This window comes from Aquicoccus sp. SU-CL01552 (assembly GCF_040365005.1).
Classification (GTDB): Bacteria; Pseudomonadota; Alphaproteobacteria; order Rhodobacterales; family Rhodobacteraceae; genus Antarcticimicrobium.
Map to the genome: position 1 here is coordinate 16,322 of NZ_BAABWV010000002.1, position 13,565 is coordinate 29,886.

The following is a 13,565-nucleotide window of genomic DNA, read 5'->3' on the forward strand; positions in this document are numbered from 1 at the left end:
GTGAACTGCAAATCATCTGGCACAGAATAATCATCCGGCCCGATGACCGGGTCTCCGTTCCCATTCAGCGCGATGTTTCCCGGCCGATCACCGGATCGTCGGGTCGAGCTTGTCGCGCAGCCAGTCTCCGACCAGCGAAATCGAAAGCGTGGTCAGCATGATCACCACAGCCGGAGCCAGCATGACCCAAGGCGCGGTGGTCAGGTATTCGCGGCCGAAGCCGACCATGTTGCCAAGGCTGGTTTCGGGTGGCTGCACGCCGAGGCCGAGAAAGGACAGGCCCGATTCCATCAGGATGATCTCCGGGAAAGTCAGGGTCATCGACACGATCAGGGTCGAGGCCACGTTCGGCAGGATGTGATGCAGGTAGACCCGTCGCGGGGTCGCGCCGAGTTGGACCACCGCCGCGGCATAGCCCTGTGCGCCCGCCGAGATCGCAAGGCCCCGGGCGATGCGGGCGTAACGTTCCCAGCCGTAGAACCCCATCAGGCAGACCAGCAGCAGCATGGACGAGCCGAAGAAGGCGAGAACCGCAAGCGACATGATCAGGAAGGGCAGGGCGGCCTGGAAATCGGCCAGCATGACGACGAGATGCTCCACCACGCCCCGAAACTGGGCGGCGAGAAACCCCAGCGTCGTGCCGAACACCGCCGAGAGGATCGTTGCGCCAAAGGCGATCACCAGCGACACCCGCACCGACTGGATCAGGCGCGAGAGAACATCGCGGCCCAGCTCGTCCGTGCCCAGCCAGTGCCCGGGCGTGCCGGGTGGGCTCAGGCGCGCACCCAGGTCCATCCGGGTGATGTCGTAGGGGCGGATCAGGTCGGCGAAGGCCGCGCAGGTGATCACCAGCGCAAGCCAGAACAGGCCGAAGGCGACCGCCGGGGGAACGCGTGCGAACAGGGGCCGGCGAAGGGGGGCCGAGGTGGCGGTATCCGAAGGATTGGCGAGTGTCATGAAACGTCTCCTTGCATCAATGTGCGGCGCTGTTGCGCAGGCGCGGATCGAGCCAGCCATACAGCAGGTCGACGGTCAGGTTGGACACCACCATCACCGCCGCGATCAGCAGCAGGATGCATTGCACCACGGCCAGGTCGCGGTTCGAGACCGACACGATCAGCAGCCGCCCGATGCCGGGCCAGGAAAAGATCGTCTCGACCACCACGGCTCCGGCGATCAGCGCCCCGACCATGAAGCCGACGATGGTGACGATGGGAACGGCGGCATTGGGCAGCGCATGGCCCCGCACCACGTCGTGCCATTTCACCCCCTTGGCCGAGGCGGTGCGGATATAGGGCTGGCCCATCACCTCGATCATGGCAGAGCGCGAGAAGCGCGCGAGAACACCGATCCCGCCGATGGACATGGTCAGCGCGGGCAGGATGGCATGTTGCCAGCCGCCGAACCCGCCCGAGGGCAGCAGGTTCCAGGTCACCGCGAAAATCAGAACCAGCACCAGCCCCATCACGAAGGAGGGGATGGTGAAACCGAGGATCGCCATCAGGATCACGCCGCGATCGACGACGCTGTCGCGGTGGAGCGCCGCGTAGATGCCGGCCGGAATGCCCAGCCCGATCTTGAGCAGGAGCGCCGGGATGGTCAGCATCAGCGTCGCCGGCACCCGCTCGAGCACCAGCTCCAGCGCCGGGGACTTGTCGCGCATCGACAGGCCGAAATCGCCGGTAAGGATCGCGCCAATATAGGCCATGTATTGCCGCCAGATCGGCTCTCCGAGGTGCCACTCGGCGCGGAACGCGTCGACGACATCCTTGGGAACGTCAGGCCCCAGAAGCACCGCCGCCGGATCGCCGGAGAGGCGCAGCACGACGAAGGCAAAGGTCATGACCGCAAGCACCGTGATGGCGGCGCGCAGCAGGCGGATTGAAACGAAGCGGATCATCGGGCGGTCCTCAGGCGGCTCGGGCGGCGTCCGCCCCGTCGAAGTGATGGCAGGCGGCCGCGCGTCCGGGGCCAGCCTTGCGAAGCTGCGGAACGGAACCGCGGCAGATGTCGGTCGCCAGCGCGCAACGCGGGTGAAAGGCACAGCCGGGGGGGCGCTTGGCCGGGTTGGGCGGCTCTCCCTGGAGGATCACCCGCCCATCAAGCGGGCGGCCCGGTTCCGGCACCGAGGAAATCAAGGCGCGGGTATAGGGGTGCCGGGGATCGGCGAACAGATCCTCGGCCGGTCCCTCTTCGACCACCCGGCCCAGATACATCACCGCGACCCGGTCGCAGAGGTTACGCACCACCTTGAGGTCATGGCTGATGAAGACCATGGCCAGACCGGCGCTGGCCTGAAGATTGCGCAGCAGGTTCACCACCTGCGCCTGGATCGACACGTCGAGCGCCGAGACCGGTTCGTCGCACACCAGCAGGTCGGGTCCGGTTGCGAGCGCACGAGCGATCACCACCCGCTGGCGCTGGCCGCCGGACAGTTCGTGCGGATAGCGGCCTGCCTGGTCAGGGCGCAGGCCCACGGCCCGCATCAATTCGTCCACGCGCGCGGCGCGAAAGGCGGCATCGCCAATCTTGTGAATATCAAGCGGTTCACGGATCTGGGCGGCGATGGTCAGCCGGCGATCGAGCGCCGAGAGCGGGTCCTGGTAGACCATCTGCATCCGCGCCCGCAGCCGGCGCCATTCGGCGGTCCCGGCAGGGGGCATGGGTGTGCCGGCATAACGCACCTCGCCGCCCTGCAATGGATCGACCCCGAGCAGCATCCGCCCCAGCGTCGACTTGCCCGAGCCGCTCTCGCCGACGATACCCAGCGTCTCGCCGCGCCTGACGCACAGGCTGATGCCGTCCACCGCGCGCACCGGCGCCGCCTTGCCCAGCAATCCGCGGCGGGCGGAATAGATGCGTACAAGGCCCTCCGCCACCAGAAGATCAGTCATTGCAGCACCTTTTGTTTGCGAACGGCTTTGACCGGGTCGGCGGCGGGCAGGGGATAAGCGCACGCCAACTGCCGACCGTCCTGCTGGCCCAGAAGGTCGGGCCGTTCGTCCCGGCAGAACGGGCGCGCCTGCGCACAGCGGGGTGAAAAGGCGCAGCCCTTGGGAAGGTGGCGTGGATCGGGGACCGTGCCGGGGATCGGCGCTAGCGGTTCGCGTGGACCGTTCAGCCGGGGGATCGCTTCGAACAGGCCAAGGGTATAGGGGTGGCGCGGCCGCGCGAACAGCTGCGCCACCGCGCCCTGTTCGACGATGCGGCCGGCATACATCACGCAAACCCGTTCGCAGATCTGCGCGACCGCTCCCAGATCGTGGCTGATGAAGACCACGGCCATGCCGGTTTCGCGCCGCAACCGTGCGAGAAGGTCGAGGATCTGCGCCTGGATGGTGGCGTCGAGGGCGGTGGTCGGTTCGTCCGCGATCAGCAGGTCCGGGTCGCCCGCCAGCGCCATCGCGATCATCAGCCGCTGGCATTGACCGCCGGAGAACTCGTGCGGGAAATGCCCGAAGCGTCCCTGCGCATCGGGAATGCCGACCATGTCCATCAGGCGCAGCGCTTCGGCGCGCGCGGGGGCGCCGGTCAGGCCGCGATTGACGCGCAGCGCCTCGCAGAGCTGTTTGCCCACCCGCTGAACCGGGTTGAGCGAACTGGACGGATCCTGGAAGATCATCGCGATCCGCTTGCCGCGCACACCTTCCAGCCGCGCGCGGGGGGCGCCGGACAGCTCCATGTCCCCAAGCGTCACCGATCCCGTGACGCGCGCCCTGGGGGGCAGCAGCCCCAGCGCCGCCAACCAGGTGACGGATTTCCCGCAGCCGCTTTCCCCGACGAGGCCAAGGGCCTCGCCCGGTGCGACATCCAGGTCGATGCCGTGCAGCACCGGCACGCCATCAAAGGCGACGCGAAGCCCGCGGATCTTTACCAGATTGGTCATGTGCAGTCCCTTCGTTCCAGATCGCAACCGCCGCGCCCGGCGGAAACGGAAAGCCCCGGCGGCCACAGCGACCGCCGGGAGCCGGATCAGGCCGATTGATCAGCCGTCATTGGTCGCCCAGTTCGGGGCGCGAAAGTCCATGGCAAAGGCCGGGGCCGCCTTCCAGTTCAGCTCGGACCGCATCCCGGTGAACACCGCGTTCTGGTGCAGCACCTGATAGGCGGGGTCCTCGCGTTCGGCGATTTCCAGCATCCGGGCGATGGCCTTCTTGCGCTTTGCGTGGTCGGTCGATGTCTCCATGACCTGCGACAGGCTGTTCAGCTCGGTGTTGGTCCATTCCTTGTATTGCTGGATCGACCCGTTGGGGCCGAACTGCACCACCATCGGGGTGATCGGGTCGTTGATCGTGTTCGACGCCGACCAGTCGCGAATGCCGCGGGTGGTCGACGCGTCAAGGATCTGGCCCCAGTTCTCCTTCATCTCGATCTCGACGTTCAGGCCGACCTGCTTCCACATCTCGACCATGATCTGGCCGTTGGAAACCTGGTTGATGTAGTAGTTATTGAGCAACCGGTAGGGGATCGGATCGCCCTTGTAATTCGCCTGTTTCAGCAACTCGCGGGCCAGGTCCGGGTCGTATTCCGGCACGCTCCAGCCCTCGATGAACATGTCCGAACTGCGGAAGCTCTCGAATTGCAGCCCGGCCGGCACCTTGGTCATACCGCCCCAAAGCGCGGCGACGATGGCGTCGCGGTCGATCGAATGGGTCATGGCGCGGCGCACCAGCGGATCTGCCAGCACCGGGTGCTCGGTGTTGAAGCAGGACACCCGGTGGTTCCATATGGTCGAGCTCTGCACCTCGAAGCCGGGTGTGTTCATGACGCCGTTGATCTGGTCCGGCGGCAGGTCGCAGGCAAAGTCGTATTCGCCCGACAGCAGCCCGTTCACCCGGCTGGACACTTCCGGCACCTCGACAAAGGTGATCCGTTCGAGCGGCGGGCGACCGCCCCAGTAATCGTCGAAGGCGCGGTAGGTCAGCGACACGTCGGGGCGGTGATCCTCGACGAAATAGGGGCCGGTGGTGACCGGCTTGGTGGCCCAGTCGTTATAGGTGGCGGCCTCGTCCCAGGCGCGGCGGTTCAGGATCTGGCTGCCGCCGGCATAGAGGCGCCCTTCCATGGTCACGTCGGGCGTGGCGTTGTGGAAACGCACGGTATACCTGTCGACCACCTCGACCCCCGCCAGGGCCGGCCACTTGCGACGTCCGACGCCGGGCAGCGAGGCCGGAATGTCCTTGGCGGTCTCGGGGGTGTAATTCTCGGAAAAGATGGTCTGCCCGCCGGCCGGCTGGGTGTCGCCGAACACGCGTTCGGGCGAGAAGGAAAAGGCCACGTCCTCGGCGGTCATCTCGTCGCCGTTATGAAACCTGACGCCCTCGCGCAGCTTGAGTTCCAGCGTCTTGTCGTCGATGCGGTGCCATTCGGTGGCAAGGCCGGGAACCGGACCCTGATCGCCCATCCAGTCGCGCAGGATCAGGCCTTCCCAGAGATTGGGGTAGAGCACCCGCTCACCGACGTTGGACTGTTCGCGCCAGGGGTCGAGCGTGTTGTTGATCGTGATCTTCTGAACCGCGACGGTGACGGAGGGGCGCGCGCCCTGTGCGCGCAGGTACCCGGGCAACATCAGCCCCCCGGCGGCTGCGCCGAAAAGGTTGATTGCCTGGCGTCGATTGAGGTTGAGCATCTCGAGAATCCCGTTGTTGACAGCAATGAGGCTGGCCGCGGCGGTGCACGGGGCACGGCGGCCGGATGAGGTTCGCAACCGCCTGAAACCGCGTTCCGATGACGCTCCGGTGACCCTTTTCTGAAGAGAGGATGACATTTGCTGCCAGGCAGCATCGGCCGGCAAAGCGTCATTCCGCTGTCATGTCCGCCACCTAATCCGCAGCCATCTTCAACGACGCGCCCTCGGCGCAATCAACACGACAGGATGATCCTCAAATGACCGATCTGCCACTTCTCGGCGCAGCCATGCCGCTTGCCTCCCTCGAACAGTACAAGACCTGGATCATCGACGATCAGCGCGACCTGGAGATCCAGGATTTCGTGATGGCCGACGTATTGAACGGCGACTGGGAGGCGCGCGTGGACCGGGCCAAGGCATTGCTGGACGGCTACACCGGCCGGCTTGGCATTCATGGCCCGTTCTGGGGCTTTGGCCTGGCCAGCCAGGATCCGGACATCCGCGCCGTCGTCACCCGGCGCATGGAGCAGGGCCTGGCCGTGTGCGAGGCCCTGGGCGCGACCCAGATGGTGATCCACAGCCCCTATTCCACCTGGCACTACAACAACCGCGACAACCTGCCCGAGGCGCGCCGGCAGGTCGTCGAGCTGACCCATGCCACGCTCGACCCGGTGATCGCGCGGGCCGAGGCGGCGAACGTGACGATGGTGCTTGAGAACATCGAGGACAAGGATACCGATGCCCGCTGTCTGCTGGCCGACAGCTTTGACAGCCCGTCAGTCAAGGTCTCGGTCGATACCGGCCATGCGCATTACGCCCACGGCTCGACCGGGGCGGCGCCGGTGGACTACTATATCACCCGCGCCGGCGAGCAGTTGCATCATGTGCACCTTCAGGACGCGGACGGCTTTGCCGACCGGCACTGGGCGATCGGCAAGGGCACGGTGAACTGGCATGCGGTCTTTGCCGCCTTGGCTCCGATGGGCAGCCGGCCGCGCCTTATCCTGGAGTTGCGCGACAAGGGCGGCATCCTGCCGTCGGCGGCCTATCTGCAGCAGTTGGGGGTGGCGCGCTAACCACGATGCCCAAGCAGGTTGTTCACCGGTATCGGTTGGCGGAAGGGCCCGGCGGTTGCAGCCAAACCCCGCTCCGGGTGAACAACCTGCAGGAAACCACGACCACGGCAGCCACGGCGTCACCTCGGCGGATGATCCGGCGGCGCGGAACAAGGCCTGCAGCGCCGCGGCTCGGTTGCCCGTGTGGGCACCGGCGAGCGGCGAGACGCGCACTTGAGCGATCTTGTTATCGCAATGTCATCCAGGCGTCACCTCGCCGTTACCTGACTTGCTCATATGAGCAGGCAAGGCGGCAAGGTCAGAGCATGAACAGACAGTTTCTCATTCTTGAAAGGGCGCAACACTGCGGGCGGGTCGGTGTCGAAGACCTCGCGCAGGTGCTGGGGGTCTCGCCCCATACCATACGGCGCGACATCAACGCGCTGTGTGAACAGGGCAAGCTGCGCCGGCTGCACGGGGGTGCCGAGTTCATCGAGCAAAGCGCGAACCTGCCATATTCCGCGCGCAGTCTCCTGAACGTTCCGGCCAAGAAAAAGATCGCGGCGCAGGTGGCCCGGCTGATCCCGGAGGGCGCGACCCTGTTCTTCTCAATCGGCACGACCCCGGCAATCGTCGCCGCCGCGCTGGCCGAACGATCGGGGCTGACCGTCATCACCGGGAACCTGAACGCGGCCATGGCGCTGTCGGATGCACCGGAGGCGCGGATCATCTTGCCGGGTGGCGAGCTGCGGTTGCCGGACCGGGATATCCTCGGGCCTCACGTCCTGGAGGTGTTCCAGAGGTATCGGGCGGATTTCGCGGTCTACGGCGTCGGCGGCATTGATGCCGATGGCAGCTTGCTGGATTTCAACGAAACCGAGGTGCGCATGCGTGAAACCATGCGGTCCAATGCGCGCCAGTCGATCCTGGTGGCGGATGTATCGAAATTCGGTCGCCACGCCGCGGCGGTGGGGGGCCATCTCCGGGACGCCGATCATGTGATCATTGATGCACGCCCCGGGCCGCGTTTCCATCCGCTGCTGGATGGCTTGGAAAACACGCCGACCATTGCCGAGGATTTGACATGAGCTTTCTCGAATTGCGCGGGATCACCCGGGACTGGGACGGCCAAGGCGGCGTACGTGACATTGACTTGTCGCTGCAGCGGGGGGATTTCCTGTCGATCCTCGGTCCCTCCGGCTGCGGCAAATCCACGTTGCTGCGCCTGATTGCCGGGCTGGAACAGCCCCAACGCGGCGCCGTGGTGATCGACGGGCGCGATGTCACCGCCTTGCCCCCCGCGCAGCGCAACCTGTCCATGGTCTTTCAATCCTATGCGCTGTTCCCGCATCTGAACGTGGCCGAAAACGTACTGTTCGGTCTCAAGGTCCGGCGCGTCGCCGCGCGTGAGCGGGACCGGCGCCTGTCCGACGCCCTGAAGATGACCGGGCTTGACGGGCTGGAACGCCGCAAGCCTGCGGAACTGTCGGGTGGCCAGCGCCAGCGCGTCGCACTTGCCCGCGCGGCGGTGGCGGAAAAGCCGCTTTGCCTGATGGACGAGCCGCTGTCGAACCTTGATGCCAAGCTGCGCCACTCGGTACGGCGCGACATCCGCGCGCTGGCCCGCAATCTTGGCCTGACCGTGGTGTATGTCACCCATGATCAGGGCGAAGCCATGAGCCTGTCGGACACGGTGGTCCTGATGAACAAGGGACGGGTGGAACAGGTCGGGCCGCCCTCGGCCCTCTACAACCGGCCCGCCACGATCTTTGCCGCGCAATTCATCGGCGAGCCGCCCATGGCCCTGGTCGAAGGGCCGGCGCTGGGCCTGCGCGACGGGCTGACCGTTGGCCTGCGGCCTGAACGTGTCCGACTGTGCCCGCCGGAACAGGCGCATCTGACGGCCCGTGTGCTGGATTGTGAATTCCTCGGCGCCGAGACGCTGGTGTCGCTGGATCATCCCGCGACGCAGGGGCTGGCCGTGGTGGTTCCGGGCCATGCGCCCCAGCCCCCCGGGGATCATGTCGGCGTGATCCTTCGCGAACAGGACCGGCTCCTTTTCGACACCCACAGCGGGCGCCTCGAAAAGGGTCCGCAGCAGAATCCCGTGGCGTGCAGTCACCAAGACACCGCACCGCGTGATGGCCAGACGGCCCCCGAAGCAACCGACCCTTCATTCGATCTGAACAGGACGACATCATGACCCGTTATTCTGCCATGGCGGCCATCCTCGCCGCATCCACAGCCCTCGCCAATCCGGCGGCGGCCGAGACCGAACTGACCATGTACTACCCCATCGCCGTGGGGGGCTCGCTGACCAAGGTGGTCGACGGCATCGTGGCCGAATTCATGGACGAAAACCCCGACATCAAGGTCAACGCGATCTATGCGGGAAACTACGACGACACCCGCATCAAGGCCCTGGCCGCACTGGCCGCCGGTGAGCCTGCGCAACTGGCGGTGATGTTCTCGATCGACGCCTACGACCTGATCGAACAGGACCTGATCGTTCCCTTCGAGGCGCTGACAGACGACAGCGCCTGGCTCGACAGCTTCTACCCGGCGCTGATGGCCAACGGAAAAATCGAAGGCCAGACCTGGGGCATCCCGTTCCAGCGCTCGACCATCGTCGCTTATTACAACAAGGACATGTTCCGCAAAGCGGGCCTTGATCCCGAACAGGCGCCCACCACTTGGGACGAGATGGTTGATATGGGCAAGGCGCTGACCACCGACGACCATTATGGCCTGATGATCCCCTCCACCGGCTACCCCTACTGGATGTTCCAGGCGCTTGCGATCCAGAACGGCAAGGAGCTGATGTCGGATGATGGCACCACCACCTATTTCGACGATCCCGCTGTCGTGGACACGCTGAACTTCTGGAAGAGCCTCTCGACCGAGCATGGCATCATGCCCGAGGGCACCGTCGAATGGGGCACCCTGCGTCAGGCCTTCCTCGAAGGGGAAACCGCGATGATGTGGCACTCCACCGGCAACCTGACGGCGGTGAAGAACACGGCCGAGTTCGACTTTGGCGTTGCCATGCTGCCCGGCCAGGAACGTCTGGGCTCTCCCACCGGCGGCGGCAACTTCTACGTCTTCAAGGACGCGTCGGCGCAAGAGCGCGCCGCGGCTCTGAAGCTGATCCAGTTCATGACCGCGCCCGAGCAGGCCGCCGAATGGTCCATCGCCACCGGCTACATGGGGGTCTCTCCCGCGGCCTATGAAACCGATGCGCTGAAGGCCTACACCGCCGAATTTCCGCCCGCCCTGGTGGCGCGGGACCAGTTGGAACACGCCGTGGCCGAATTCTCGACCTTCGAAACCGCGCGGGTGCGGGACGGGCTGAACGCCGCGATCCAATCGACCCTGACCGGCGACAAGAGCGCCGAAGACGCCCTGAGCGAGGCGCAGGCAGCGGCAGAGCGCCAGCTTCGCCCATACAAGTAATCCAACCCGCGAGGGCCTGCCGCATGGCAGGCCCTCGTGCCACCCAGGGGCCTGCCATGACCGATCCGCTCAAGCTCGAACGCCGCAGACGTGCAATCCACGGTTGGCTTCTGCTATCGCCCGCGCTGGCGATGCTGGCGGTGTTTGCCCTCTATCCCTCGGTGGCGACCTTCTGGACCTCGCTGTGGTCGCGCGGCACGCGGCGCAATCCCTCCGAATTCATCGGGCTGGAAAATTACCGCACCCTGTTGGAGGATCCGACCTTCTGGAAGGTGGTCTGGAACAACCTGCTCTATGCGGGGGTGACCATTCCGGCCTCCATCGCGATTGCACTGATCATGGCGCTCTGGGCGAATTCCAGGATACCCGCCCGCAGCTTCATCCGCACCGCCTATTTCACGCCCACTGTCCTGCCGATGATCGCGGCGGGCAATCTCTGGCTGTTTTTCTATACGCCCAGCTTCGGCATCCTGAACAAGATCGGCGCGCTGTTTGGCGCGCAGTCCGTCAACTGGCTGGGCCAGCCCGACACCGCGCTTTGGGCGATCTGCATCGTGACGATCTGGAAAGAGGCAGGGTTCTTCATGGTCTTTTACCTCGCCGCGCTGCAAACCATCCCGCCCGACCTGAAAGAAGCCGCCGAGATCGAAGGCGCCAGCCGCTGGACTTACCTGCGCCGCATCGTCCTGCCGCTGCTGATGCCGACGACGCTGTTCATTTTCGTCAATGCGATGATCAATTCGGTCAAGCTGATCGATCATCTTTTCATCCTGACCAAGGGCGGGCCGTCTGACAGCTCCAAGCTGATCCTCTATTACATCTGGGAAAACGCCTTTGCCTATTTCGACCGCCCGGCCGCGGCGGCGATGACGATCTTCGTGCTGATCGTCCTGGGCCTTCTGGCCGCGTTTCAGTTCCTTGTCCTCGATCGCCGGACCCACTACCAATGAGCCGCTTCATCGAACCCATCCTCGCCATCGCGCTGGCCATCCTGTGGGTGTCGCCCCTGGTGGTGGCGGTCTGGGCCGCGTTTCACAACGTGTCGGATGCGATCAACTTTCGCCTCTCCGCCCCGCTTACGCTGGATAACTTCCGCACCGCATGGGACGGGGCGCCTTGGCTGCGCTACTTCCTCAACACCTTCCTGCTGGTCACGTTGATCCTCGCCGGGCAGTTCCTTCTCTGCACGCTGGCGGGGTTTGCCTTTGCCCAAACCCGGTTCGCCGGACGCGATACGGTGTTTATCCTTGTCCTGCTCCAGCTGTTCATCCTGCCCGAGGTCCTGATCGTGGAGAATTACCGCGTGGCGGCATCGCTGGGGATTCTGGACAGCCTGTTGGGGATAGGCGCCCCTTACATGGCCTCGGCCTTCGGGATGTTCCTGATGCGTCAGGCGTTCAAATCCGTGCCACGTGACCTGGACGAAGCCGCGCGGGTCGAAGGGTGTTCGACCCTCGGGGTGCTCTGGCGTGTCTACGTGCCTGCGGCGCGCCCCACCTATCTCGCCTATGCGCTGGTCTCGATCTCGACCCACTGGAACAATTTTCTCTGGCCCTTGATCGTGACCAATTCCGAAAGCACTCGGCCCCTGACCGTCGGCCTGTCGCTGTTTGCCGCGCCCGAGAACGGGGTCGATATCTCGGTCATATCAGCGGCCACGATCATGGTGATCGCGCCGCTGCTGATCGGCTTCCTGGTTTTCCAGCGCCAATTCGTGCAGGCGTTCCTGACGGCAGGCGTGAAGTGACTGGGGTACCGAACCGGGCTTTGACCGGTTCCTCGTTCAGCCATTCGTTCTCCATGGGACGTGACAGGATGGTGATACAATGGCTCACCATCCTGTCACGACCGGTCGCTACGGTATTACCGGAGAAACCGGTGGCCATGGCTTCGGACAGACTCCGGCGCATCGGGCGGCCCTTCGTTCCGGATCCGCTGTGCTGAGCCTTACCGGTGAAGATACTGACCGCGCCGACAAGCGTGCGGATGTTGGCGTTCCGGGCATCCGCGCTTCCGTTTCGCCGTGTTCTCGCTTGTCGAACGTGTGGACCAGCGGGCAGAGGACCCGGTCGATCGCGAAGGGGGCTGTTGACTCTCCCCGCGCCGCTTATATAAGCGCGGCTTCATTGGTGTTGGTGGCCCCCGCAAGGGGACGCCTGTCATGGGGGAGACCCCAAGAGGACAACGCCCTTCATAGTGGCCTCCGGGCCTCGTCTCAAGAAGGAGATCAGACGGTGACCAAACGCACCTCTGCCAAGTACAAAATTGACCGCCGGATGGGTGAAAACATCTGGGGACGTCCGAAATCCCCGGTCAACCGCCGCGAATACGGCCCCGGCCAGCACGGCCAGCGCCGCAAGGGCAAGCTCAGCGACTTCGGGATCCAGCTGCGCGCCAAGCAAAAGCTCAAGGGGTATTACGGCGACCTGACCGAAAAGCAGTTCCGCCGCATCTTCGCCGAGGCCGAGCGGGTCAAGGGCGACACCGGTGAAAACCTGATCGGCCTGCTGGAACGCCGCCTCGACGCGGTCGTCTACCGCGCCAAGTTCGTGCCGACCGTCTTTGCCGCCCGCCAGTTCGTGAACCACGGCCATGTTCTGGTCAACGGCAAGCGCGTCAACATCCCCTCCTACCGCGTGAAAGAGGGTGATGTCGTCGAGGTCCGCGAGAAGTCCCGCCAGATGGCGGCGCTGCTCGAGGCGACCCAACTGCCCGAGCGTGATGTGCCCGACTATATCGAGGCCGATCACTCCAAGATGACCGCGACCTTCGTGCGCACCCCCAACCTGGGCGACGTGCCGTACCCGGTGATGATGGAACCGCACCTGGTCATCGAATTCTACGCGCAGAACTAAGCGCCGAAACACGCCTTTTGCCCAAGGGCACAAGGAAAAAGGAGCTGCCTTCGGCGGCTCCTTTTTTCGTTTCAATAGATCAATTCGCCGGTCTGCTCGCGGATTCTCCAGACCGACCTGGACGCACGGGCCATCTGGGCCTGCGCCGCCTTGTAGATCACCGGTTTCTTGATCATCTCGGCCAGGTCATCCTTGTCCTTGTATTTCACAAGGGTCTTGCCGGCGCCCTTGAGGAACGTGGTGATCACCTTCTTCGGCCCCGAGGGCAGCTTGGCCGCGGCACGGAACAGCGCTTCGACGAAGCCCATGGCAAAGCTGGCGTTCAGCATCTCCACCAGCATGGCCTGCGCAAAGCCGCAGTCTTCGGTGGTGAATTCCTTGGGCGCCACGCTGGTCTTGCCGTAGAGCCAAGTGATGACGTCATGCGCCTGTTTGGGTTTGAGTACAATTTTCTTGGGTTTTTTGAGTTTGGCCATGTCGGCCTCCGAAACTGATGAACAATAAAAGTGCCCGGCGGTCCTCCTCCGGGCATGGCCCCTGAAAATGCCCGGACCATGGGGCATTCTGGCGCAG

General features: G+C 64.7%; 13 protein-coding genes. 7 read left to right on the forward strand and 6 right to left on the reverse strand.

All coding sequences use genetic code 11. The annotated features are described in order from the left end of the window. Window positions 1-87: 87 nt before the first annotated feature. The 5 genes from ABWV23_RS02795 to ABWV23_RS02815 all read right to left on the reverse strand — a co-directional run bounded on the left by ABWV23_RS02795 (window position 88) and on the right by ABWV23_RS02815 (window position 5,629). Window positions 88-957: an ABC transporter permease gene (locus ABWV23_RS02795; protein WP_353344701.1), complete on the reverse strand. Its 870-nt coding sequence runs from the start codon at window positions 955-957 to the stop codon at window positions 88-90. A gap of 16 nt (window positions 958-973) precedes the next feature. Further along, window positions 974-1,900: an ABC transporter permease gene (locus tag ABWV23_RS02800; protein ID WP_353344703.1), complete on the reverse strand. Its 927-nt coding sequence runs from the start codon at window positions 1,898-1,900 to the stop codon at window positions 974-976. Window positions 1,901-1,910: 10 nt separating this feature from the next. Further along, window positions 1,911-2,894 carry an ABC transporter ATP-binding protein gene (locus ABWV23_RS02805; protein WP_353344705.1) on the reverse strand — a complete coding sequence of 328 codons (984 nt, stop codon included), beginning with the start codon at window positions 2,892-2,894 and terminating at the stop codon, window positions 1,911-1,913. Continuing rightward, the gene (locus ABWV23_RS02810; protein WP_353344707.1) at window positions 2,891-3,886 is read right to left on the reverse strand and encodes an ABC transporter ATP-binding protein; all 996 of its coding nucleotides are present in this window, start codon (window positions 3,884-3,886) and stop codon (window positions 2,891-2,893) included. Before ABWV23_RS02810 ends, ABWV23_RS02805 begins: the two co-directional genes overlap by 4 nt. Window positions 3,887-3,985: 99 nt before the next feature. Next, window positions 3,986-5,629, reverse strand: coding sequence for an ABC transporter substrate-binding protein (locus ABWV23_RS02815; protein WP_353344709.1), 1,644 nt, complete (start codon window positions 5,627-5,629; stop codon window positions 3,986-3,988). 257 nt (window positions 5,630-5,886) lie between these two features. Here ABWV23_RS02815 and ABWV23_RS02820 point away from each other — a divergent pair, with 257 nt between their 5' ends. The 7 genes from ABWV23_RS02820 (at window position 5,887) to rpsD (ending at window position 12,992) form a co-directional block, all read left to right on the forward strand. After that, window positions 5,887-6,705, forward strand: a complete 819-nt coding sequence (locus ABWV23_RS02820) for a sugar phosphate isomerase/epimerase family protein (protein ID WP_353344711.1) — start codon at window positions 5,887-5,889, stop codon at window positions 6,703-6,705. Window positions 6,706-7,010: 305 nt separating this feature from the next. After that, window positions 7,011-7,772, forward strand: a complete 762-nt coding sequence (locus ABWV23_RS02825; RefSeq protein WP_353344713.1) for a DeoR/GlpR family DNA-binding transcription regulator — start codon at window positions 7,011-7,013, stop codon at window positions 7,770-7,772. Beyond that, window positions 7,769-8,887 carry an ABC transporter ATP-binding protein gene (locus ABWV23_RS02830; RefSeq protein ID WP_353344715.1) on the forward strand — a complete coding sequence of 373 codons (1,119 nt, stop codon included), beginning with the start codon at window positions 7,769-7,771 and terminating at the stop codon, window positions 8,885-8,887. Before ABWV23_RS02825 ends, ABWV23_RS02830 begins: the two co-directional genes overlap by 4 nt. Further along, on the forward strand, window positions 8,884-10,137 hold the full coding sequence (locus ABWV23_RS02835) for an ABC transporter substrate-binding protein (RefSeq protein ID WP_353344717.1): 1,254 nt from the start codon (window positions 8,884-8,886) through the stop codon (window positions 10,135-10,137). Before ABWV23_RS02830 ends, ABWV23_RS02835 begins: the two co-directional genes overlap by 4 nt. Before the next feature lie 56 nt (window positions 10,138-10,193). Then, the gene (locus tag ABWV23_RS02840; protein WP_353344719.1) at window positions 10,194-11,087 is read left to right on the forward strand and encodes a carbohydrate ABC transporter permease; all 894 of its coding nucleotides are present in this window, start codon (window positions 10,194-10,196) and stop codon (window positions 11,085-11,087) included. Continuing rightward, window positions 11,084-11,884, forward strand: a complete 801-nt coding sequence (locus ABWV23_RS02845) for a carbohydrate ABC transporter permease (RefSeq protein WP_353344721.1) — start codon at window positions 11,084-11,086, stop codon at window positions 11,882-11,884. The genes ABWV23_RS02840 and ABWV23_RS02845 overlap by 4 nt, the downstream gene beginning before the upstream one ends. A 487-nt stretch (window positions 11,885-12,371) precedes the next feature. Further along, window positions 12,372-12,992, forward strand: a complete 621-nt coding sequence (gene rpsD / locus ABWV23_RS02850; RefSeq protein WP_353344723.1) for a 30S ribosomal protein S4 — start codon at window positions 12,372-12,374, stop codon at window positions 12,990-12,992. Window positions 12,993-13,063: 71 nt separating this feature from the next. On the opposite strand, the gene ABWV23_RS02855 is transcribed toward rpsD, so the two are convergent. After that, on the reverse strand, window positions 13,064-13,468 hold the full coding sequence (locus ABWV23_RS02855) for a hypothetical protein (protein ID WP_353344725.1): 405 nt from the start codon (window positions 13,466-13,468) through the stop codon (window positions 13,064-13,066). Window positions 13,469-13,565: the final 97 nt, after the last annotated feature.